The 21,525-nt window shown below is 51.8% G+C and carries 25 protein-coding genes; 23 read left to right on the plus strand and 2 right to left on the minus strand.

Features of this window, described 5'->3' with window-relative positions; translation table 11 throughout:
• Positions 1–158 precede the first annotated feature (158 nt).
• The 21 genes from KGP16_RS06840 (at position 159) to KGP16_RS06945 (ending at position 17,206) form a co-directional block, all read left to right on the plus strand.
• Positions 159–482, plus strand: a complete 324-nt coding sequence (locus KGP16_RS06840; RefSeq protein ID WP_223501041.1) for a phage holin, lambda family — start codon at positions 159–161, stop codon at positions 480–482.
• Positions 483–484: 2 nt separating this feature from the next.
• Positions 485–805: a hypothetical protein gene (locus tag KGP16_RS06845; RefSeq protein ID WP_223501042.1), complete on the plus strand. Its 321-nt coding sequence runs from the start codon at positions 485–487 to the stop codon at positions 803–805.
• A 2-nt stretch (positions 806–807) separates the two neighbouring features.
• A complete protein-coding gene (locus tag KGP16_RS06850) occupies positions 808–1,194 on the plus strand; it encodes a M15 family metallopeptidase (protein WP_223501043.1) in 387 nt (128 codons plus the stop codon).
• Positions 1,191–1,634, plus strand: coding sequence for a lysis protein (locus KGP16_RS27570; RefSeq protein ID WP_245398414.1), 444 nt, complete (start codon positions 1,191–1,193; stop codon positions 1,632–1,634). Before KGP16_RS06850 ends, KGP16_RS27570 begins: the two co-directional genes overlap by 4 nt.
• A gap of 9 nt (positions 1,635–1,643) precedes the next feature.
• Positions 1,644–1,784, plus strand: coding sequence for a hypothetical protein (locus KGP16_RS06865; RefSeq protein ID WP_161629505.1), 141 nt, complete (start codon positions 1,644–1,646; stop codon positions 1,782–1,784).
• Between the two features lie 81 nt (positions 1,785–1,865).
• Complete coding sequence (locus KGP16_RS06870; RefSeq protein ID WP_245398415.1) at positions 1,866–2,090, plus strand: DUF2560 family protein; 225 nt, start codon at positions 1,866–1,868, stop codon at positions 2,088–2,090.
• A 9-nt stretch (positions 2,091–2,099) separates the two neighbouring features.
• A complete protein-coding gene (locus KGP16_RS06875; protein WP_223501048.1) occupies positions 2,100–2,432 on the plus strand; it encodes a DUF1737 domain-containing protein in 333 nt (110 codons plus the stop codon).
• An 8-nt stretch (positions 2,433–2,440) separates the two neighbouring features.
• Positions 2,441–2,863, plus strand: coding sequence for a ubiquitin carboxyl-hydrolase (locus KGP16_RS06880; protein ID WP_223501049.1), 423 nt, complete (start codon positions 2,441–2,443; stop codon positions 2,861–2,863).
• On the plus strand, positions 2,860–4,272 hold the full coding sequence (locus tag KGP16_RS06885; protein WP_223501050.1) for a PBSX family phage terminase large subunit: 1,413 nt from the start codon (positions 2,860–2,862) through the stop codon (positions 4,270–4,272). Before KGP16_RS06880 ends, KGP16_RS06885 begins: the two co-directional genes overlap by 4 nt.
• A 2-nt stretch (positions 4,273–4,274) precedes the next feature.
• Entirely contained in the window at positions 4,275–6,473 is a 2,199-nt protein-coding gene (locus KGP16_RS06890) for a portal protein (RefSeq protein ID WP_223501051.1), read from the plus strand.
• 17 nt (positions 6,474–6,490) lie between these two features.
• Entirely contained in the window at positions 6,491–7,375 is an 885-nt protein-coding gene (locus KGP16_RS06895) for a phage capsid protein (protein WP_223501052.1), read from the plus strand.
• A gap of 11 nt (positions 7,376–7,386) precedes the next feature.
• Positions 7,387–8,661, plus strand: a complete 1,275-nt coding sequence (locus KGP16_RS06900) for a P22 phage major capsid protein family protein (protein ID WP_223501053.1) — start codon at positions 7,387–7,389, stop codon at positions 8,659–8,661.
• A 40-nt stretch (positions 8,662–8,701) separates the two neighbouring features.
• Positions 8,702–8,887 (plus strand): hypothetical protein, encoded by a 186-nt coding sequence (locus KGP16_RS06905; protein WP_223501054.1) that lies wholly within the window; start codon positions 8,702–8,704, stop codon positions 8,885–8,887.
• Positions 8,862–9,344, plus strand: coding sequence for a packaged DNA stabilization gp4 family protein (locus KGP16_RS06910; protein ID WP_223501055.1), 483 nt, complete (start codon positions 8,862–8,864; stop codon positions 9,342–9,344). The genes KGP16_RS06905 and KGP16_RS06910 overlap by 26 nt, the downstream gene beginning before the upstream one ends.
• Positions 9,345–9,351: 7 nt before the next feature.
• Positions 9,352–10,770, plus strand: coding sequence for a packaged DNA stabilization protein (locus KGP16_RS06915; protein WP_223501056.1), 1,419 nt, complete (start codon positions 9,352–9,354; stop codon positions 10,768–10,770).
• Positions 10,770–11,825 (plus strand): tail needle knob protein, encoded by a 1,056-nt coding sequence (locus KGP16_RS06920; RefSeq protein WP_223501058.1) that lies wholly within the window; start codon positions 10,770–10,772, stop codon positions 11,823–11,825. Before KGP16_RS06915 ends, KGP16_RS06920 begins: the two co-directional genes overlap by 1 nt.
• Position 11,826: 1 nt before the next feature.
• Positions 11,827–12,288 carry a DUF2824 family protein gene (locus KGP16_RS06925; protein WP_223501059.1) on the plus strand — a complete coding sequence of 154 codons (462 nt, stop codon included), beginning with the start codon at positions 11,827–11,829 and terminating at the stop codon, positions 12,286–12,288.
• Complete coding sequence (locus KGP16_RS06930; protein ID WP_223501060.1) at positions 12,282–12,935, plus strand: DNA transfer protein; 654 nt, start codon at positions 12,282–12,284, stop codon at positions 12,933–12,935. The genes KGP16_RS06925 and KGP16_RS06930 overlap by 7 nt, the downstream gene beginning before the upstream one ends.
• A 9-nt stretch (positions 12,936–12,944) precedes the next feature.
• A complete protein-coding gene (locus KGP16_RS06935) occupies positions 12,945–14,243 on the plus strand; it encodes a phage DNA ejection protein (RefSeq protein ID WP_223501061.1) in 1,299 nt (432 codons plus the stop codon).
• Entirely contained in the window at positions 14,243–16,846 is a 2,604-nt protein-coding gene (locus KGP16_RS06940) for a hypothetical protein (protein WP_223501062.1), read from the plus strand. Before KGP16_RS06935 ends, KGP16_RS06940 begins: the two co-directional genes overlap by 1 nt.
• Positions 16,847–16,918: 72 nt before the next feature.
• Positions 16,919–17,206: a hypothetical protein gene (locus KGP16_RS06945; RefSeq protein ID WP_223501063.1), complete on the plus strand. Its 288-nt coding sequence runs from the start codon at positions 16,919–16,921 to the stop codon at positions 17,204–17,206.
• A gap of 21 nt (positions 17,207–17,227) precedes the next feature.
• Here KGP16_RS06945 and KGP16_RS06950 read toward each other — a convergent pair whose 3' ends face one another.
• Positions 17,228–17,536: a hypothetical protein gene (locus KGP16_RS06950; protein WP_223501064.1), complete on the minus strand. Its 309-nt coding sequence runs from the start codon at positions 17,534–17,536 to the stop codon at positions 17,228–17,230.
• Positions 17,537–17,571: 35 nt separating this feature from the next.
• Positions 17,572–17,823: an Arc family DNA-binding protein gene (locus KGP16_RS06955; protein ID WP_223501065.1), complete on the minus strand. Its 252-nt coding sequence runs from the start codon at positions 17,821–17,823 to the stop codon at positions 17,572–17,574.
• Between the two features lie 145 nt (positions 17,824–17,968).
• On the opposite strand from KGP16_RS06955, the gene KGP16_RS06960 reads away from it, so the two are divergent.
• The gene (locus tag KGP16_RS06960; RefSeq protein WP_223501066.1) at positions 17,969–19,885 is read left to right on the plus strand and encodes a phage head-binding domain-containing protein; all 1,917 of its coding nucleotides are present in this window, start codon (positions 17,969–17,971) and stop codon (positions 19,883–19,885) included.
• A gap of 602 nt (positions 19,886–20,487) precedes the next feature.
• Positions 20,488–21,429, plus strand: a complete 942-nt coding sequence (gene pfkB / locus KGP16_RS06965) for a 6-phosphofructokinase II (protein WP_223501067.1) — start codon at positions 20,488–20,490, stop codon at positions 21,427–21,429.
• The last annotated feature ends 96 nt before the right edge of the window (positions 21,430–21,525 follow it).

The following is a 21,525-nucleotide window of genomic DNA, read 5'->3' on the forward strand; positions in this document are numbered from 1 at the left end:
ATCAAGCCCTGGCCTAACCGCTGGGGCTTTTGTCATTTAGCCTCCACGCCAAAACAGTCAACCACTGCAAACACCCTTACTGTCTCCGAGTGACTACGGCGTGGCGGCTATCTCCCTATCACACATCAATCACACCCCGCTCATGGGAGGTGAGGATCATGAAGATGAAAGATAACCCTGACCTCTGGCCTGCCTTTATTGCTGGGCTAAAGGCTATCTGGCCTGCCATTTGCGGCTCACTGATTGCCGCAGCAATTTGTTATGCGCGATTAATTCACGATGGCGTACATCGCAAGAACAAGTGGATTGAGTGCGTCCTTTGTGGGCTCTTGGCGTTCTGCGTTTATAAGGGCGCGGCAATGCTAAACCTGCCGGAAGGTTCTGACGTCTTTGTTGGTGGGGCCATCGGATTTATCGGCGTAGAAAAGCTACGTGAATATGCCTTGCGCTTCCTGAGCAAGAAAACAGGCAATGGAGAATAGCAGTGATTAAGCAAAAGATTATCGGCGCTTGCAGCTCCAGCGCTCCGTATTTAATGGCAATCCTCATTGCTGGGTGGCTGATCGCACAAATCAATCAGCGAGCGGATGACGCTGCTTACGCATACCCAACCGCAGTGGTTCAGTACGGTCTCATCAATGCAAAGACTGATGACGAAGTGCTTGCCCTTGTCGAGCGTTGGAAGCGTGACGAGTGGGGCGCTCAAATCGGTGCCTTGCGCGTTCTGTGCAGCAAGTCGGTCGATCGCGTTGAAGCTATCGGCGGCCAAGTTCTTGCAACGAAGATGTGCCGCATTGTGAGGTAACCATGTTCAGATTCAGCAAGCGCAGTGAGAACAACCTTGCCGGGGTAGATCCTGACCTGGTCAAAGTGGTACGCCGTGCTCTTGAGCTTTCAACTGTCGATTTCTCTGTAATCGAAGGGCTGCGAACCGCAGAACGGCAGAAAGAGCTGGTAGCCGCCGGGAAAAGCAAGACGATGAACAGCCGCCACCTAACCGGCCATGCTGTCGATTTGTTCCCTGTTGGCGGCGACTGGAATGACTATCGTTGCTGGCTACCTGTTCTTGATGCAATGCACAAGGCTGGCGAAGAGCTTGGCGTAAAGCTGCGATTCGGCGTCACCTGGACAGATAACCCACGCGACAAGTCAGCCAGGTTCCTTGATGCTCCACACGTTGAGTTGCCAGCATGACGCTATTCACTCGCTACGGCCTGGTTGGAGTGCTGATTGTTGCTATCTGCTTGGGGTGGTATGCGTCATCGCTATCTGACGATTTGAAGGCTACGCAGAAGGACAACAAAGAGCTATCCCAAAGTCTCCGCATTCAATCCGACCTACAAATCCGTGCCAGCGCTATCGACACTCATCGCACAAGGGAATTAGCAGATGCCAAAAGTAAGATTGCTGATCTGCAGCGTGATGTTGCCAATGGTGCTAAGCGGCTGCAACTCAACGCCAGTTGTAAGTCGGCCTCAGCTACCACCACCGGCGGCGTGGTTGATGGAACCAGCGCCCGACTTACTGACTCCGCTGAACGGGATTATTTCACCCTCAGAGAGCGAATCGAAACCGCCCGAATCCAAATAGCCGGTCTGCAGGACTACATCCACAACGTGTGTCTATCCAAGTAAGGAAAAATAATGTCTTCTTTCCCCTGTAAAAACTATGAAGAGCATTACAAACAACAACAGGACGAACTTCGAGAAGCCCTCCAAAAGCAGGCTGAAAATAACAGCCAGCAAAACCAGCAAGTTCAAACGCTAAATCCATTAGGCTGGTAACAAGAGAACTATTCACTAATCGAGCCAACTGACAGGGATAGGTCGTACTTCAGGAGACTCCCCATAATGGGAATTATTCAAATGACAGAATTACAAGCCATGAACCTGGAGATCTTCCGTTTGGTCATGAGCGACACCGCAGCTGGGGAGAAGGCTATCACCTTCATCGGCGGCGACCAGTTCAAGTATGAGCTGTTTAAAGATGCCTATGCAAAAGCGCAGGTTGAAGGTCAGCCAGTTTCACGCGTGGATAAGGCTATCAAGCTGACCGAAGAGGCATTAACCATTTTCCAGACCACATCATAAGGGGCGACAATGGCTATCACATCAATTCAAACAGCAACAGCTGGTTCAGTGGCAAGCCTGGTGCCAGTGGTTAAGGCGCACATCGCAGCCTCACGATTCCCAAGTGGCGGATTGGTAGGAGTGCATGCAACGCCAACCAAGACAGAGTATTTCCAAGTTGTAGCAGCAGGTGGTACAGCGGCCACTGATTACGACATCGTCGTTAGTTCAGATCGCGCTGACTTTACCGTCAAATATAACGCCAAGATCACCGCTGGATTCTTCCCACTTGGTGATATGAGCGTCATTCAGTTAACGCCTGGCCGCATGGTTGAGTATGCGCAGGCATTCACCAAACCATAAGGTGTGATATGGCGACTAACAGTAAAGTTGGCCGCCCTTCTGATTACTTACCAGAGGTGGCGGATGACATTTGTGCACTGCTTGCATCTGGCGAAAGCTTATTGAAAGTTTGCAAGCGCCCTAGGATGCCGGACAAGTCAACAGTGTTCCGTTGGCTATCTGCGCATGAAGAATTTCGCGACAAGTACGCAAAGGCGACAGAGGCAAGAGCTGACGCAATTTTCGAAGATATGTTCGGTATTGCTGACGAAGTGGCAGAAGATGCTGCCGCTGTTGGAAAGGCTCGCCTTCGCATCGACACCCGCAAGTGGGCGCTGGCAAGAATGAACCCTCGTAAGTATGGCGACAAGGTTACCAATGAGATTGTTGGTAAAGATGGTGGCGCCATCCAGGTTGAAACCTCCCCAATGAGTACGCTATTCGGAAAATGACAACGATTAACCCTATCTTTCAACCGTTCATTGATGCGCATCGTTACAAGGTCGCTAAGGGCGGTCGAGGTAGCGGGAAGTCGTGGGCAATAGCTCGCTTGCTTATTGAAGCATCCAGGCGCCAGGCCATTCGTATCCTATGCGCTCGTGAACTGCAGAACAGCATCAGCGACTCTGTGATCCGCTTGCTTGAGGACACAATAGAGCGTGAGGGCTATGCGGCTGATTTTGAGATTCAGCGCTCGATGATCCGCCATCTCGGTACTGGCGCCGAGTTCATGTTCTACGGCATCAAGAACAACCCGACGAAGATTAAATCCCTTGAGGGGGTCGACATCTGCTGGGTGGAAGAGGCTGAGGCGGTAACAAAAGAGTCATGGGACATCCTGATCCCGACCATCCGCAAGCCTAACTCTGAGATATGGGTAAGCTTCAACCCAAAGAACATCCTAGATGACACCTACCAGCGCTTTGTCGTTGACCATCCCGATGACATTTGTCTGCTGACAGTTAACTACACCGATAACCCGCACTTCCCCGAGGTTCTCCGCTTGGAGATGGAGGAGTGCAAGCGACGCAATCCAACGTTGTATCGTCACATCTGGCTAGGTGAGCCAGTAAGCGCAAGTGATATGGCAATTATTAAGCGTGAATGGCTGGAAGCTGCAACGGACGCCCACAAAAAGCTGGGGTGGAAAGCCAGGGGAGCTGTAGTTGCTGCACACGACCCGTCAGATACGGGCCCAGATGCAAAAGGTTATGCTTCTCGCCATGGCTCGGTAGTGAAGCGCATCGCAGAAGGCCTGCTGATGGACATCAACGAAGGCGCAGACTGGGCCACATCACAGGCAATAGCAGATGGAGCAGATCACTATCTATGGGATGGCGACGGTATAGGCGCCGGGCTTCGCAGGCAAACTGCCGACTCATTTAGCGGAAAGAAAATAACCGCAACGATGTTCAAGGGTAGTGAATCGCCATTTGATGAAGATGCCCCGTATCAGTCTGGCGCATGGTCTGATGAAGTAGTGCAAGGTGACAACATCCGCACTATAGGCGACGTATTCCGCAATAAGCGAGCGCAGTTCTATTACACACTTGCTGACAGGCTTTATCTGACATATCGCGCAGTTGAGCATGGCGAATACGCTGACCCAGATGAAATGCTGAGCTTCGACAAAGAGGCGATCGGCGATCAGATGCTTGAGAAGCTATTCGCAGAACTCACGCAGATTCAGCGCAAGTTTAATGGCAATGGGAAGCTTGAGCTTATGACCAAGGTCGAGATGAAGCAGAAGCTCGGAATCCCATCACCTAACCTGGCAGACGCTTTGATGATGTGTATGCACTGCCCGGCATTGGCTCCAGAAGAAACGGAAATCCACGTCCCCTCATCCTCCGGTTGGTAAACATGGCAGAAACATTAGAGAAAAAACATGAGCGCATCATGCTCAGGTTCGACCGCGCCTATTCGCCGCAGCAGGATGTGCGTGAAAAGTGCATCGAAGCTACTCGGTTTGCCAGGGTTCCTGGCGGACAGTGGGAAGGGGCGACGGCAGCAGGAACCAAACTTGATGACCAGTTCGAAAAGTATCCGAAGTTTGAAATCAACAAGGTTGCTACCGAACTAAACCGCATCATTGCTGAATATCGCAATAACCGCATCACCGTTAAGTTTCGCCCTGGCGACAAGGCAGCAAGCGAAGAGTTAGCGAATAAGCTGAATGGCCTGTTCCGTGCTGATTACGAAGAAACTGATGGCGGAGAGGCTTGTGATAACGCATTTGACGACGCGGCCACCGGTGGGTTTGGGTGCTTCCGTTTAACCTCAATGCTGGTTAACGAATACGACCCGATGGACGAGCGCCAGCGTACTGGCTTTGAGCCAATTTATGACCCGTCACGGTCAGTCTGGTTTGACCCTGATGCCAAGAAGTATGACAAATCAGATGCGCTATGGGCCTTCTGCATGTATTCGCTATCGCCTGAAAAGTACGAAGCGGAATATGGCAAAACACCTCCGACATCACTCGATACCACCACAATGACGGCGTGGGAATATGACTGGTTCGCACCGGAAGTTATCTACATCGCCAAGTATTACGAGATCCGCAAGGAGTCAGTGGATGTTGTCAGCTATCAGCAGCCGATCACCGGCGAGATTGCCACGTATGACAGCGACCAGATTGAGGATATCGAAGATGAACTGGCGGAGGCTGGATTCGTTGAGGTTGCTCGGCGTTCTGTTAAGCGCCGTCGCGTGTACGTATCAGTGGTGGACGGTGAGAACTTCTTAGAGAAGCCTCGCCGCATCCCTGGTGAGCACATCCCGCTTATCCCGGTGTATGGCAAGCGCTGGTTTATCGATGACATAGAGCGCGTTGAGGGCCACATTGCAAAAGCGATGGACCCACAGCGGCTTTATAACCTTCAGGTTTCGATGTTGGCTGATACTGCCGCTCAAGACCCTGGTTCAATCCCTATCGTCGGGATGGAGCAGATTCGTGGGCTCGAAAAGCACTGGGAGGCCAGAAACAAGAAGCGACCAGCATTCTTGCCATTACGAGAGGTTAAGAATAAAGCTGGTGAAATCATCTCAGGTGCAACTCCGGCAGGTTACACGCAGCCAGCAGTGATGAATCAGGCGCTTGCAGCTCTATTGCAGCAAACCAGCGCTGATATTCAAGAGGTAACCGGCGGCAGCCAGGCAATGCAGCAGATGCCTAGCAACATTGCCAATGACACGGTCAATAGCCTAATGAACCGCTCGGACATGGCGTCGTTTATCTACCTGGATAATATGGCTAAGAGCCTAAAGCGGGCAGGTGAGGTCTGGTTGTCGATGGCTCGCGAGGTTTACGGTTCAGATCGCGAAGTGCGAATCGTTAACCAGGATGGTACTGATGATATTGCGCTGATGAACGCGCAAGTTACCGATAGGCAAACCGGGAAGGTGGTTGCATTAAACGACCTGTCCACCGGTCGCTATGACGTAACTGTTGACGTTGGACCAAGTTACACCGCCAGGCGCGATGCAACCGTGAGTGTGCTAACTGGCATATTGAACGCTATGTTGCCACAAGACCCGATGCGGCCAGTGATTCAGGGAATTATCTTGGATAACCTGGACGGAGAAGGGTTGGATGACTTCAAAGAGTACAACCGCAAGCAACTGCTGACATCCGGCGCTGTTAAACCTCGCAATCAAGAGGAGGAGCAGATGGTTGCTCAAGCTCAGCAGGCGCAGCAGCAACAGCCGAAACCTGAAATGATCGCAGCTCAGGGTCAGCTATTTGCAGGCCAGGCAGAGCTGAAGAAGGCGCAGAACGAAGAGGTTGCCATTCAGGTTAAGGCATTCCAGGCGCAAACTGACGCTCAAGTCGCGGCAGCAAACGTTGTCAAAATCCTCGCATCCGCAGACAGCCAGCAAAAATCAGATATCCGAGAAGCCCTAAAAATGCTTGGCCAATTCCAGCAACAGCAAGGCGATAACGCAAGAGCTGATGCTGAGTTAGTTCTCAAGGGTCAGGCGCAAGGGCATTCACAGCGTTTGGATATCGTAGACATACTCAAATCATCTCAGTCACCGGCAGACTCAATGCCGAGCTAATCAACCAGGAGTAATCAATGGAAAGCGAACTGATCATCGACGGTCAGGTTATTGACCTGTCTGAAAAACAGGAATCAGCCGAAGAAGTAATCGCTGAAGCACAGCCAAAGCCTGAGGGAAAGAGCCAGGACAAGCCAGAGCAGAAGGCGGAAACCGAAGGTGAACAGCCCGAAGAGCAGACAGAGGATTACTCACTGCAGATCGGTGATGAAGAAATCAGCCTTAGCACTGAGGATGATGAGCATATTGATGGGCAACCTGCCCCGCAATGGGTAAGGGAACTGCGCAAGGGCTTCAAAGAAACACAAAAAGAAAACCGGGAGTTGCGTCGCCAGCTTGAGCAGGTTCAATCCAAGCCAGCGGAAGTGCAGCAACCACAAGTAGAGGCGGTGCCGCCTAAGCCAACGCTTGAGTCGTGTGAGTACGACGAGGAGGCATTCGAACGGGCAGTGACTGACTGGCATGAGAAGAAAAGCCGTGCCGAGCAAGCCAAGCAGCAACAACAGCGTCAGCAGCAGGAGTACCAGCAGCGTTTTCAGCAGCGTGTCGATGCCCATAAGCAACGAGCCGCCAAGCTTCCGGTGAAAGACTACCAGGAGATGGAGGAAATCGTTCGCGCAGAGGTGCCGGACCTGCACAAGGAAATCCTGATCCACTGTGCTGACGAAGGCTCGGAATTGATTGCCTACGGGCTAGGTAAGAGCCAACAACTACGCCAGCGTGTAGCCGCTGAGACAGACCCAATTCGCGCAGCATTCCTCTTGGGCCAAATTAGCAAGCAAGTAAGCCTTGCACCTAAACCCAAGAAAGCAACCAAACCAGAGCCGGAGGTTCGCGGTGGCGGTGCTGATGCGAAACAAGATGATTTCAACAAACTCTGCCCCGGCGCAAAAATTGAATAAGGAAGCTTTAAATGGCTACTAATGATCTCAACAGTAACGTCAGTCAAATTGTCCTGAAGAAGTTCTTGCCAGGCTTTATGTCCGACCTGGTTCTTTGTAAAACCGTAGACCGCCAATTGCTGGCCGGTGAAATTAACTCAAGCACTGGTGATAGTGTTAGCTTCAAGCGTCCGCATCAGTTCGCATCTCTGCGCACTGCTACTGGTGACATTTCTGGGCAGGCGAAGAACAACCTGATCTCCGGCAAAGCCACTGGCCGCGTAGGTAACTACATTACGGTCGCAGTGGAATACGGCCAATTGGAAGAAGCTATCAAGCTGAACCAACTGGACGAAATCCTGGCTCCAGTTCGACAGCGTATCGTCACCGACCTGGAAACCGAACTCGCCAAGTTCATGATGAACAATGGCGCACTGTCATTGGGCAGCCCGAACACCCCGATCAACAAATGGTCTGATGTGGCGCAAACCGCATCTTTCCTGAAGGATTTGGGAGTTGAAGAGGGCGAGAACTACGCGGTGATGGACCCATGGTCTGCGCAGCGCTTGGCTGATGCTCAGTCTGGTCTGCATGCATCTGATCAGCTGGTTCGTACCGCATGGGAACAGGCGCAGATTGCGTCTAACTTCGGCGGTATCCGTGCGCTGATGTCTAACGGCCTGGCATCTCGCACTCAAGGTGCATTTGGCGGCACGTTAACCGTTCAGACTGCGCCGACAGTAACCTACAACGCCGTGAAAGACACTTATCAGTTCACTGTTGCGCTGACTGGTGCCACTGCTAGCGTCACCGGCTTCCTGAAGGCTGGCGATCAGATCAAGTTCACCAACACCTACTGGCTGCAACAGCAGAGCAAGCAGGCGCTCTATAACGGTTCAACCCCGATCAGCTTTACTGCAACAGTTCTGACTGACGCAAACTCCACTGCAGGCGGCGTAGTGACGGTAACTCTGTCTGGTGTTCCGATTTACGACACCACTAACCCGCAATACAACGCGGTAAGCCGTCAGGTAGCAGCAGGTGATGCGGTTACTGTTGTCGGTACTGCTAGCCAGACCATGAAGCCGAACCTGTTCTACAACAAGTTCTTCTGCGGCCTGGGCACCATCCCGCTGCCGAAACTGAACAGCATCGATTCTGCTGTCGCCACCTATGAAGGCTTCTCTATCCGCGTACACAAATACGCTGATGGTGATGCCAACATTCAGAAAATGCGTTTCGACTTGCTGCCAGCTTATGTGTGCTTCAACCCACATATGGGCGGACAGTTCTTCGGTAATCCGTAACCATAAGGGGCTTCGGCCCCTTTTTTCTTTGGAGCAGCAAATGGATCGCATGAGCGTTTTTATCGCAGCAGAGAACGAGGCCGGACACGTTCAAGCTGTAATCCAAGAAATAGACTTCCCGATTTACGAAAAGCTCGGCTTCGTGGCTTCCGTTGATGACATCAAGCCGGTTGGTAAGCGTGGACGCAAGGCGGCTGATAATGGCAACGACACTGACAAAGGGTGAGATCGTACTGTTCGCACTGCGTAAGTTTGCGGTGGCATCAAATGCGACATTGACGGATGTAGAGCCACAGTCAGTGGCTGATGGCGTGTCCGACCTTGAAGATATGATGTACGAGTGGCAAATCAACCCCGGCACCATTGGCTATCTGTTTGCCGCTGATGACGAAGAGCCTCATCCCGATGATGACTCTGGCCTACCACGCAAATACAAACAGGCAACTGGCTATCAGCTTCTTTTACGCATGATGTCAGATTACAGCCTTGAGCCAACTCCGCAGGTTCTAACCAACGCACAGCGCTCGTATGACGCCCTTCTAACAGATACGGTATCTGTACCATCAATGCGGCGTCGTGGCTACTTCCCTGTTGGTCAGGGGAATAAATACGACGTGTTTACTAGCGACCGATATTACCCAGGCGATCTACCTCCAATCGATGGCGATATTCCAAACCCGTAGGTGACCCATGCCAATTCAACAATTGCCATTATCTAAAGGGCTCGGAAAAGACTACCGCAACGCTGACTATGTTGATCTGCTGCCGGTAAATATGTTGGCGACACCGAAAGAAGTCCTGAATGCGTCCGGCTATCTGCGGTCTTTCCCTGGTATTGATAAAGTGTCTGACGTTTCCGGTGTTTCTCGTGGCGCTCAGTTTAATACCTCTCAAAACGCCGTGTATCGCGTTCTTGGGGGCTCTATTTATCGTGGCGCAACCAGTGTAGGTAGTGTTGCTGGTAGCGGCAGGGTGTCAATGGCGCACAGTAGGACAAGCCAAGCGGTCGTGGTTGACGGTCAGTTGGTGCTCTATCGCTATGATGGCACGGTGCGCACTGTTACTAACTGGCCGGAAGATAGCGGTTATCTGCCATATGACTTTACCCCGGTGCGTGACGCCTGCCGCGTTCGTGGTCGCTATGTTTGGTGCCAAGAAGGGACGGATTACTTTTACATTACTGACCTTGAAGATGAGTCTCACCCAGACCGCTACTCGGCTAGATATCGCGCCGAGTCACAGCCTGATGGCATCATTGGGATAGGTGCGTGGAATGACTTTGTTTTGTGCTTCGGCACGTCAACGATTGAATATTTCACGTTAACAGGTAGCTCTACGGTAGGGGCTGCGCTTTATGTAAATAACCCTGCCTATATGGTGTCTAAGGGTATTGCTGGGACTTATTGCAAGTGCAATTACCTTGATGCCATTGCCATTATCAGCAACCAGGCTACCGGTGCTCCATCCATCTACCTGATCGACTCCGGCCAGGCAAAGCCTATCGCCACGGCATCTATTGAGAAAATACTCCGCTCTTACACTGCTGATGAATTGGCTACCGGGGTGCTTGAGTCGTTGCGCTTCGATTCCCATGAGTTATTGGTCGTTCACCTCCCTCGCCACGTTTTAACGTATGACGCATCAGCAAGCCAGAGTGGCCAGCAGTGGTGCATTCTCAAAACTGGGTTAGCTGATGATGTATATCGAGCGATTGACCTTGTTTACGAAGGTAACGCGATAACCTGCGGCGACAAGGTGGAGGCTGTTACAGGTCGCCTTAACTTCTCGTCATCAGCCCAATATGGCAAGCAGCAGGAGCATCTGCTCTACACACCATTATTCAAAGCTGATAACGCCAGGGTGTTTGATTTCGAGCTTGAGGCGTCAACTGGCGTGGCACAAATAGCTGACCGCCTCTTCCTTTCTGCAACTACGGACGGAATCAACTATGGCCGTGAGCAGATGATCGAACAAAACGAGCCATTTGTTTACGACAAACGCGTTATCTGGAAGCGTATCGGCAGGGTGCGGAAGAATATCGGCTTCAAGGTCCGCGTTATCACTAATTCACCAGTGACGCTTTCTGGATGTCAAATCAGGGTGGAATAATGGCTGATGACTCTCTAAAAGACCCGGTTTCCGTGCAGGCGCTGGGTATTAATGCTTCCTCTCTGCCTGCTATTTTCTCACGTGCCTATCAGAATTACGTTCTCAACCAAACGCTAGATTTCGTCAATGTGGCCGGGAAAGCCAACGAAGCCGGTCAGGGAGCTTGGGATGCCCAGGTAAAGAACGACGAGCAGGATTTGGTACTGGCTGACCATGAGGTTCGCCTTGATGCCGCAGAAGCGACGCTGATCGACCATGAACAGCGTATCACTGCCGCTGAAGCCACGCTCGTTAACCACGAGGAACGCATCACTGCGGCGGAAGCGGAGCTGGTAGACCACGAAACACGGATCACCGCCGCCGAAGCGGAACTGGCCGAACATGAGGCCGAGTTGGCAGACCATGAAACGCGGATCACGCAGAACACGACCAACATTTCCGGTCTGACTGTTCGGATGGTCACAGCTGAAAGCAACATCATGGGACTGCAGACCAACGTCGCCACACTGACAACGCGTGTTACCACGGCAGAGGGGAATATTACTACCCTGCAAACCAACGTAACTGCGCTGCAAACGCAGGTGACAGCCCACGGCACGCGTTTAACCGCGCTGGAATACAAAACCACGCGCAAGAAGTCAGAGCTTACGTTCACCGGGTTAACGCTCAACATCCCGACCACTGCGACTAACCTGGTCACGTTGCTGAAAGCGTTAACGCCGAGCTCGGGCACCTTCGCGCCGTTCTTCGATACTGCTGCCGACAAGATGGTCGTTTTTAACGAAAACAAAACGGTTAACTTTAAGCTGTCGATCATCGGCACCTGGACGGGCGGAACAACAAACCGGTCTATGCAGCTGACATTCTCCGGCGCTGTTCCTGACACGCTGGTTGTCAGTCGAAATGCCGCAACGGCAACAGACAACATCCTCATGGCGACATTCTTCAGTGTTGACCAGGGCGGCTTCCTCGCAACAAACGGCAGCATCATGACCATCCAATCCAACGGATCGGCATTCACGGCTACCACCATCAAGATGATCGCGGAGCAGTAGCATGGAAATCAAGCTAATCGACAACCCAATAAGGTTGCAGACGTTTCTGAACGATCAGGCTAACACCGGAAATATAGTGGACAACGGCGATCGCTACTTCATCAAGCCGGATGCTGTTTATCTCGGTATCTATGAAGGCTTAATGCTCGTCGGGGTGCATGAAGTGCGCAACTTTTGGCATGGAGTTGTTGAGTGTCACGCCATCTATAATCCCGGCTTCCGTGGCCAGTATGCGCTTGAGGGTCACCGGCTTTTTTGTCGCTGGCTACTGGCGAACTCCCCATTCACAAACAGCATCACTATGGTGCCTGACGCCACGAAATACGGTCGAGCGATTATCCGACTGCTCGGTGCTACGCGAATCGGCCATCTTGATGACGCCTATCTCAGCAACGGCCAACCGGTTGGCGTAACGCTTTACCAGCTCAAGCGCTCCCAGTATGAGGACATGCAAAAATGCTAATTTTCCAGCTGATGAACAAAGTTCGTGACCGTGCTGTGTACAGTAAAGGTGGCGGCGACAATGGCGCGGGCGCGCAGGCTGATGCAACTCGGCAAGCTACAGAACTGCAGCGCGAGATGTGGCAAACCAACTTACAGAATCTCGCTCCGTTCACGCCGTTGGCTCAGCAGTATGTCAGCCAACTGCAAAACTTATCTTCCCTTGGTGGCCAGCAGCAGGCACTTGGCGACTACTACAACTCTGGTCAGTATAAAGACCTCGCGAATCAAGCACGCTACCAGCAGCTCTCGTCTGCTGAGGCTACGGGCGGCTTAGGTTCCACAGCCACTGGCAACGGCCTGGCTGCGATCGCGCCAATGCTTGGCCAGAACTGGCTAACCGGGCAGATGAACAATTATCAGAACCTAGCCAATATTGGCTTAGGTGCTCTGCAAGGGCAGGCAAACGCCGGGCAGTCCTACGCGAACAACGCCGGGCAGTTACTACAGCAGCAGGGCTCACTTGCCGCCGCTAACGCAAACCAACCATCCAAGTTTGGGGGTGCGCTTCAAGGTGCCGCAGCCGGTGCCGCAGCCGGTACTGCCATCATGCCTGGTTGGGGTACCGCGATCGGTGCCGGGGTTGGCGCACTCGGTTCACTCTTTTAAGGGGGCTATATGGCAACGTGGCAACAGGGTAATGCAGGAGGTCTGCTAGCAGGGATTGGGACGAACAATGCCAATGCCCCACAGGCAAGCGACATTAACGCAACTCTTGGCATGATCCGCGACAATAACGACCGCACACGGGCGGGGGAGAGCAACCTCGGTATGCAGATGGCAAACGCAACGGGGTCAATTTTCAACTCCTGGAAGCAGGGCCAGCAGCAACAGCGGCAAGGTGAATTCCAAAAAGCTTACGCAGGTGCCTATGCTTCAGGAGATCGCGGAGCGATGCGGCAGCTTGCCACTCAATACCCTGAACAATTCGAAGCTGTGCGAAATGGCATGGGTTTTATCGATGAGGATCAGCGTAACACCGTAGGCAGCTTGGCGGCGTCCGCGCGGCTGGCTGCACAGTCTCCTGAGACAATGGGGACGTGGCTACAGTCAAACGCTGGTGAGCTAGCTAGAGCAGGCGTAAACCCTGCTGACGTGGCGACAATGTACCAACAAAACCCTCAAGGATTCGGGGAGTTTGCGGACCATCTTGGTATGGCCGCCATCGGCCCGGAGAAATACTTCGAGTTTCAAGATAAGGCTGCTGGCCGTGCCATTGATCGGCAGAAACTGGCTGAGATGGTCCGCAGTAACCAAGCCGGTGAAGGTTTGCAGGCTCGTGGGCAGGATATCCAGATTCGAGGTCAGAACATCAGCGCTCAAAACGCAGCACTTGATCGCGAAATAAAGCGGGCAGAGGTACAAGACAAAGTTCTCGACAGACAGATTGCGCGTGAAACCAACTCAATCAAGCTTGAAGAATTGAAGCAGAAACAGCTCGATGTTCAACAAAAGGCCGCAGTAGCCCGTGCTGATCGGCAGGCATCTGCACAAGGCGCTGTTGACACTTTCGAGACCGCGCTCGACTCGCTAAACACTATTACTAACAGCCCAGGTTTAAAAAAAGCTGTGGGCTTCAATTCGGCATTCCCGACGGTGCCTGGTACGGATGCGGCTAACTTCGAGGCTCAACTCGACACTTTCAAAGCTCAGACGTTTTTACCTATGGTCCAATCTCTTAAAGGGATGGGGGCGCTGTCCGATGCGGAAGGTAAAAAACTGTCTGACGCTGTTGGAGCATTAAGCCCGAAAATGAGCGAGGAAGCGTTTAGAAAGTCCGCCGGTACTATTGAGAAAACACTGCAAAACAAACTGCAGAACGTTAAGAAACAATACGGGTATCAGGAGCCCGCTCAGACTCCGCAATCTGCCCAGCCAGATCAGCAAGCGGGTTTCTCCAGCCTATGGGGTGAATAATGGCCAAAGCATGGAAGGACGTAATTGCGTCCCCTCAATTTCAGCAGTTACCGCCGGAGCAGCAGGCGGCGGCCCAAGATCAGTATTTCAATGAAGTTGTAGCACCGCAAGCGGGCGATCAAGCCGAAGCCGCACGCCAGCAGTTTTTCACTGCATACCCTCCTGGTGTGTTGGAAAAAGGCAACATAGATATTCACAACAGGCCTGTTGTTAAAAACTCCGATGGCAGCATCAGCACCGTGCGTAGCATGTCCACCAATATTGATGGCCGCGAGGTATTGATCCCCACTGTTAGCGATGATGGCAGGATCATGTCTGACGATGAGGCCATCGATAACTTCATGCAAACCGGTCGGCATCTCGGCATGTTCAGTTCGCCGGGGGCGGCCACCGCTTACGCTGAAAGTCTGCATAATCAGCAAGCTGATGAGTACCTGCCTAAAGGGCAACAGGTCCCTCAAACCCGAGCCCAGCAAATTGGCACCGGCTTCGCAGAAACTGGAAAGGCGTTGCTGCAAGCTGGTGTGAATGTCGCAAACATTCCCGCAGAGATTGCTGACGCTTTCACTAGCGCGGGATCGTGGGCGGCCAACCAGCTCGGTCTCGGCGATGGCACATACTCGCCATCACCGAGACTTACCACACAGGGCATTGCCTCTGGCATAGGTCTACAACAGGATGCGCTGACGCCTCAGTCGACCGAAGGGAAAATCTTTGCTGAGGCGTTGCCTTACCTGACTCCTATATCAGCATCGCGCTTTGGTGCCGCAGCCCCATCACTAGCTGGAAGGATCACGCAAGGGGCGTCGCGTTTACTTGCGGAGAACGCCACTGGTGCGTTGGCGGCAAACAGCGGCGAAGATGGCTCAATTGGTGGCGTGGCTCAGGATTTAGGTATCGGTGTCTTGGCCGGTGGTGGCGTTAATCTTGCGGCGAAAGGAATTGGCGCTGCCGCAAAAGCCATCGGAAATCGTGGGGTAGAGGCAGCAGGGGAAAATCTGCGAAACGTAGTGACTCAGGGGGCGCAATCTTCCGATCTGGGCGCTACCGCAAGAACCATAGCAGAGTCTCCCGACTCTTCGCTGTTGTCCCGTAATGTTAGTGTACAAGGCGCGGGCGGCGAATCCGCAAGTGTAACTCCACAGGCGTATCGAGCCGCCGAAGAGGTAAGGCCAAATCAAAGCACCATTGATGCAGCTAAGCGCCTGGGGATGGAAGAGCAGCTACTACCCTCTCACTTCTCTAAAAACCCTACATACCGGGCTATAGAGCAGGGGTTAAAGTCAGTGCCGGCAAGCCAACTCGCTGCGCAGGAACATGTAGCGATAAACACCTTGGCTCAAAAAGCTGATGACCTGATCGAGGTCGCGGGCGGAACGTCAAACAAAGTAGGACTCTCAGATAAGTTTAAAACAGAGTCCATAAAAGCCATTGACGATCTAACCAAGAAATCCGATGCAATCTATGGGGAAATTAGCGGCAAAATACCGGCTAGAGCTCCATCTGTAGCCACGAACACCATATCAATGCTGAAGAGTAAGGCCAAAGATCTGGGGGGCGTTGAGAATCTCTCCCCGGCTGAGAAGATGATTTTCTCCAAACTCGGCAAAAAAGGCTCAACTCCAACATATGCATTGCTCGACAACACGCGCAAACAGATCGGCGCGGCAATCAGTAAAAATGAGGGCCCGTTCAAAGACCAGACGTCATCTGAATTAAAACGACTTTATGGTGCGATAACAGATGACCAGAAGGTTGTTGCTGCGGCCCATGGCATGGGAGACAAGTGGGACGTGGCCAAAGGGCTGGTTTCACAGCGCAAGCAGCTTGAAGACCACATGGTCACTGCTCTGGGTAAGGATCTCGGCGGAACGTTCACATCTCGGCTCTCACCAGCAATTCAGGGACTGCGAAAAGGCAACGTCCAACAGTTCAACACGCTGATTGCAGCAACGCCACCGCATATGCGGCAGGAAGTTGTGGCCTCCGCACTGAATGACGCGTTCACTCTTGGGTCAAGAAAGGAACAGCAGCTCAATATCCCTGGCTTTGTAGACTGGTACTCGGGGGCTAAGCGCAGCGGCGCACTTCCTGCCGTGACAAAGCACTTACCGTCAGATGCAGCTAAGCGCTTAGACGACATCTATGCAGTTGCTAATGGCATTCGTGTTGCTAAGTCCAGCGAGATATCAACAGGTAGAATTCAGTCTCTTCTTGACCAGTTTGACAAAGACGGCGGCATGATTTCCAAAGTGTATAACGTGGGGAAAAAAGTGGCAGCGGCGGAAGGCGTCAGTTCATCAGTTGGTTTACCAGGAGCGGGGACCGCGTCCGTTATCGCTTCAACGCTCGCCGGGAAGAAAACGGCTCGGACGGTAGCTGCAGATCAGTTGATTGCTTCCAGTAAGTTCAGGAATGCAGCTCGACTGATGGCATCTGCTGATTCCATTAGATTGGCATCCGCTAGGGAAGGGGTTCAGAAGGCTTTAACCCGCAGCCGGGAGTATCAGCGCTGGGCCGCTACTCTAGACGACCCAACAAAACAAGCTATAGCGAAAGTGGGCTTGCTGAATTGGCTCGGCGGTACGCCAGAAGAAAAATAGTAAATAGCCACGGATGGCTTAAAAGCAACTCTGGATATATCATCTTTGCTATAAACCAATAGAGGTATTCCAGTGAAAAAACTAACTTATATTCTTGCAGCTATTGCGTTGCTATCAGGCTGCGCTAATTCATCCAAAACCTACACACCGGATGGTCGAGAGGCGTACTCTATCGACTGCTCCGGCATGGCCAGAACGTGGGGCATGTGTCTGGAAAAGGCGGGTGACCTATGCGGTGCAAAAGGTTATGACACTTACACTATGGCAGGCGACAAGGGTTGGGTGGCAACAGCTCAGCCAGATTTCGCTATGGGAGGTAGCACCATTTCACGCAACCTTCTTGTGGCGTGTAAAAAATAACATACCCTTAGCCAAGGATGGCTATTGGGACATCCTATTCAGATTATTGTAGTTGTTAATTGCCTGTTCACAAAGAGCGGTAAACTCAGGTATGGACATTCCCAATCTGGCCATTTCGGTTGCTGCGAATCTTTCAATGAATTCATCACCGCCGGGCATTTGAGTTGCGGCTTGAAAGTCAGCCATTTGCTTGTAAGCTCCGCACACCCCAGCGAGCTTAGCGTTAACTATCAGGTCATTCATAAACTTCATCTCTGGATCCTGTCGCTTTTCTTCAGCAAGAACCGTGAAAGATGAAAAAAGCAGAGCTCCTATAATCAACAGTCTCACAAGTATTCCCCTATTTTACCCGGCCAAGCGCCGGGTTATTTTTTATCAGCATACATCTGCACGAGCGTTTCGAAAACCATCTTCTTGACGGTTTCAGCCTGCTGATCGGCTATCTGTTCTGCGTCGCTCCTGTAGCCTGCAACTGGCGACGGCTGTGCCAGGGCATCACGCACGATCTGCACGAGTTCGGCATTGAGAGAGCGGTCATTAAGTGCCGCACGTTGCTTAACCTTTTCTTTCAGCTCTTTAGGTAGACGCAAATTGAATTGCGGGTCATCTCTGGCCATAAGTTGATACCTCACACAAGGTGGATCGGCATCATATGATCTACTGTTTTTATAAACAATAAGACCACCGTGGTCTGAATAAACCTTAATACACACCACCGCAAGCCGCGCCTTGTGGGGTTTCTGCACGCCTGGAGAAAACTAAATGGCTGACACCATTACCCCGAACGTTGTTGTATCAATGCCGTCACAACTATTCACCTTGGCGCGCTCCCTAAAAGCGGCGGCTGGCGGGAAAATTTACATCGGTAAAATCGACACCGATCCGACCATCCCTGAAAACCAGATCCAGGTATACATCCAGAACGAGGATGACAGCCTGGTGCCGATCGCTCAGCCGATTAATATAAACACCGGCGGGTATCCTGTGTACGGTGGGCAGATCTCCAAGTTTGTGACCGTCGAAGGCCACTCGATGGCAGTCTATGACGCCTACAATGTCCAGCAGTTCTATTTCCCGAACGTGTTGAAGTACGATCCGGATCAGCTACGGCAACAACTAGCCGCCCCTGGCGGTTACCTGTTGGTCAACGACGCAGTTAGCCAGTCTCAGTTGTCCTCATCGATCGGCGCAACCATGGTCGGTTATATGCAGTCAACTTTGAGCCGCAAACTGAAAGAGATGGTAAGCATTCAAGACTATATGTCTGAAGCAGAAATTGCTGATGCAAACTCCGCCAACCCAGTAATGAACCATACCCATGCATTGATTGAGGCGCGGCAAGAATCACCTGTAATCTTTTTCCCGGATGTTGCTAGCTACTACAACATTGGGGATGCTGCACTACCTGATCATACAGTTTTATTTGGGTATTCCACGCTGCCGTACACCATAACCGGGAAGGAGTCGTTGAAAGGTGTAGGAGCTGCAATTTGTGTTGCAGACGGAGCATCATCAGTCTTTAAATTTAACCTGTATGTTGCACTGCACGGGCTGGCAGTGTGGGGGGGCGGTCCAGCTAGAGGCTTAAGCGGGCTTACAAAAAATGATTTATCAAGAAATTTGCAGCGCATCAGCTTGTATCAGTGCGGATTTTATGGATTCGCCGCTGGCATCGGCAACCTGAGTTATTATGTTAATGAAGTCGATGCACTGCTATGTCACGTGTCCGGTAACAACTATGGTGTAAGAAATACCATCGATTCAAAGTATATCGGAGGGTATATAAATGCGAACCTTCTTGATGGCGTACGCCTGCTAACTGGGGCAAATGATAATCTATTCGTTGGCGTGAAAAACGAATGGAACGGCGCAGCTAACTACTACGGATTCTCGGCTAAACACAATGTAATCATAGGCGGAATTTGTGATAGGGCCTCTGGGGCCGGGGTTGTAGGAATAAATGCGCAGTGGATTATCGACGCACTATCAATGCGGAGGAATGGCAAGGATAGCATTAACACAAATAACTGCACCCATTTATACCTAGAGGGGCCAGGGGCAAAAATACTGCTGAGTGCAATAGATACCGAAGTTGGTGCTAACGATGACGGCAGTGGAGATATCACGCCTCAGTACAGCATCGTTTCATCAGGAGCCTCCACAAACATGACTCTGGTCGCCACCGGTGGCGATTTCGCGGGATGCACTGTTGCACCACTGAAAATGGTAACCGAGCCATTAAAGGTTAACATCAAGTCTAATATCGGTATTGATGACCGCTGCAACACAGGGCCTAACAGGGTTGTTAACGCATACGGGTTTACTGATGGTAAAACAAAGCAAATCTTAGGAGCAGGGCAAACGCTGAGCATTCCACTCACTCAACCCGCAATTGGATCAACAGTAACGCTCCCCCCTCGGCAGCTTAAAATAGCCGTTAGGGATACGGCAACCGGGGTTCATCGTGACGGCCTCGTTACTCTTAAATTTTCAGTTGAAAGTTTTGGTGCCTCAGCTGCCATACTTGAAGTTAAGTCTTATACGCCAGGGGTATTCGGCACTTCAGGGGCTTTAGTAAACATCTCTGTAACCGGTGTTAGTGCTGATGCTTCTGCGTTCAATATCGTACTTGTTTCTACTGATTTGGCTAACCGTGAAGTGGGGATTTTTAACTCATAACTCAGTATTATGATGCGCCGGGAGAAGTTCAGGCAAACCACGCACGAGCGAGTTTGACGACTTGGTTGTGTGAGGGGACGAATGTGGGACACGGATGTTTTCACATGGATTGGCAGGATTTGACAAGTTTTTGCATCTTGGGACGTGTGAGCGCGGTGGGATGCGGTAATTTACTGTTTTAAAAGGTAGATCTAGGAACTTCTAAGCCGTAGGTCACAGGTTCGAGCCCTGTAGGGCGTACCATTTGAAATAAACAGACGTCAACAGACGTCTTTTTTTATGCCTGAAATTCAGTGGATTAGCTGATTTTAGCGCGTCAAGACGCTATCTGATTTTGCCTGTATCAATCCACACCAACTGACCGGTTCCCCGTTCGATGAAATTTTTACTCTAATGGATCCGATAAGAGATGCTGATATCACCTCTTCAAACATCGTTTCCCGCCCACCTGAGGCTCAAGACAACTAGGGTATATACTTGTGGTGTACGGGTATATTCTGGCTTGGGTAAATGCTCCCAGTCGCGGTGCATGACCCATATTTTCCCTTTTCTTCCTCAACCTAATCGACAAAGTAAAATCAGAAAAAGAGGATTTGACCATCATGACTCAGATTTTTACTTTAACACTTTCTCCTTCTCTCGATAGTGCGACGACCACTCCCAAGATCTACCCTGAAGGGAAACTGCGCTGCACCACCCCCATTTTTGAACCTGGTGGGGGCGGTATCAATGTTGCCCGTGCCGTTGTTTATCTTGGTGGGCAAGCCAGTGCGATCTTTCCCATTGGCGGGCCAACGGGTGAGCATTTAAAAGAGTTGCTTGATCGGGAGGGCATTGTTACAGAAACCCTGAAAGCTCAGGACTGGACAAGGCAGAACCTGCATGTCCATGTGGATAATAGCGGTGAACAGTTTCGTTTTGTTATGCCAGGGGCAAGGGTTACTGATGCCGAGTTTGACCAGATTCTGTTGAAGGTGCAGAAGATCCCCCATGGTTCGATTCTGGTGGTGAGTGGCAGCTTGCCACCGGGCACCACGCTGGCAAAATTAACCGACCTGATTAAGCAGGCGCAAGCCATGGGATTGCAGTGTATCGTCGACAGTTCCGGGGATGCTTTACAGGCCTGCCTGGATGTAGGGGGGCTGGCTTTGGTAAAACCGAATCAGAATGAACTGTCTGCGCTTATCGGGCGGTCATTGGAGCATCCTGATGATGTCCGGGCTGCCGCTAAGGCGTTGGTACAACAGGGCGGAGCTGAGCGGGTTATTGTATCACTCGGCCCTCAAGGGGCTCTCGCGGTTGATAGTGATACCTGTATACAGATAGTCCCGCCACCGGTGAAGAAACTTAGCACCGTCGGGGCAGGTGACAGCATGGTAGGCGCGATGGTGCTGAAATTGGCGAACGGGGCAGAGCTGGTGGATATGGTTCGGTTCGGCGTTGCAGCAGGCAGTGCAGCCACGCTTAATCTTGGAACGCGGCTCTGTTCACTGGCGGATACCCAGCGCCTGTATGACTACATTTGCAAAAGTTCGCGTGGCTGAGCCTGGCAAACCAGGCGACGCGGTTTTTTTTGCAATAGGATTCACATCCGTAAGCTGCTGTGCGGACTCCCGCGGAAGATGCGTAAAATGGTTGTG

It is taken from the genome of Serratia sp. JSRIV006 (genome assembly GCF_019968685.1).
GTDB lineage: Bacteria > Pseudomonadota > Gammaproteobacteria > Enterobacterales > Enterobacteriaceae > Chania > Chania fonticola_B.

Bases quoted from the DNA above. Each gene is read 5' to 3' on its own strand.
- KGP16_RS06840 (WP_223501041.1), top strand. From the start codon at position 159: ATGAAGATGAAAGATAACCCTGACCTCTGGCCTGCCTTTATTGCTGGG.
- KGP16_RS06850 (WP_223501043.1), top strand. From the start codon at position 808: ATGTTCAGATTCAGCAAGCGCAGTGAGAACAACCTTGCCGGGGTAGAT.
- KGP16_RS27570 (WP_245398414.1), top strand. From the start codon at position 1,191: ATGACGCTATTCACTCGCTACGGCCTGGTTGGAGTGCTGATTGTTGCT.
- KGP16_RS06865 (WP_161629505.1), top strand. From the start codon at position 1,644: ATGTCTTCTTTCCCCTGTAAAAACTATGAAGAGCATTACAAACAACAA.
- KGP16_RS06870 (WP_245398415.1), top strand. From the start codon at position 1,866: ATGACAGAATTACAAGCCATGAACCTGGAGATCTTCCGTTTGGTCATG.
- KGP16_RS06875 (WP_223501048.1), top strand. From the start codon at position 2,100: ATGGCTATCACATCAATTCAAACAGCAACAGCTGGTTCAGTGGCAAGC.
- KGP16_RS06880 (WP_223501049.1), top strand. From the start codon at position 2,441: ATGGCGACTAACAGTAAAGTTGGCCGCCCTTCTGATTACTTACCAGAG.
- KGP16_RS06885 (WP_223501050.1), top strand. From the start codon at position 2,860: ATGACAACGATTAACCCTATCTTTCAACCGTTCATTGATGCGCATCGT.
- KGP16_RS06890 (WP_223501051.1), top strand. From the start codon at position 4,275: ATGGCAGAAACATTAGAGAAAAAACATGAGCGCATCATGCTCAGGTTC.
- KGP16_RS06895 (WP_223501052.1), top strand. From the start codon at position 6,491: ATGGAAAGCGAACTGATCATCGACGGTCAGGTTATTGACCTGTCTGAA.
- KGP16_RS06900 (WP_223501053.1), top strand. From the start codon at position 7,387: ATGGCTACTAATGATCTCAACAGTAACGTCAGTCAAATTGTCCTGAAG.
- KGP16_RS06905 (WP_223501054.1), top strand. From the start codon at position 8,702: ATGGATCGCATGAGCGTTTTTATCGCAGCAGAGAACGAGGCCGGACAC.
- KGP16_RS06910 (WP_223501055.1), top strand. From the start codon at position 8,862: ATGGCAACGACACTGACAAAGGGTGAGATCGTACTGTTCGCACTGCGT.
- KGP16_RS06915 (WP_223501056.1), top strand. From the start codon at position 9,352: ATGCCAATTCAACAATTGCCATTATCTAAAGGGCTCGGAAAAGACTAC.
- KGP16_RS06920 (WP_223501058.1), top strand. From the start codon at position 10,770: ATGGCTGATGACTCTCTAAAAGACCCGGTTTCCGTGCAGGCGCTGGGT.
- KGP16_RS06925 (WP_223501059.1), top strand. From the start codon at position 11,827: ATGGAAATCAAGCTAATCGACAACCCAATAAGGTTGCAGACGTTTCTG.
- KGP16_RS06930 (WP_223501060.1), top strand. From the start codon at position 12,282: ATGCTAATTTTCCAGCTGATGAACAAAGTTCGTGACCGTGCTGTGTAC.
- KGP16_RS06935 (WP_223501061.1), top strand. From the start codon at position 12,945: ATGGCAACGTGGCAACAGGGTAATGCAGGAGGTCTGCTAGCAGGGATT.
- KGP16_RS06940 (WP_223501062.1), top strand. From the start codon at position 14,243: ATGGCCAAAGCATGGAAGGACGTAATTGCGTCCCCTCAATTTCAGCAG.
- KGP16_RS06955 (WP_223501065.1), bottom strand. From the start codon at position 17,823: ATGGCCAGAGATGACCCGCAATTCAATTTGCGTCTACCTAAAGAGCTG.
- KGP16_RS06960 (WP_223501066.1), top strand. From the start codon at position 17,969: ATGGCTGACACCATTACCCCGAACGTTGTTGTATCAATGCCGTCACAA.
- pfkB (WP_223501067.1), top strand. From the start codon at position 20,488: ATGACTCAGATTTTTACTTTAACACTTTCTCCTTCTCTCGATAGTGCG.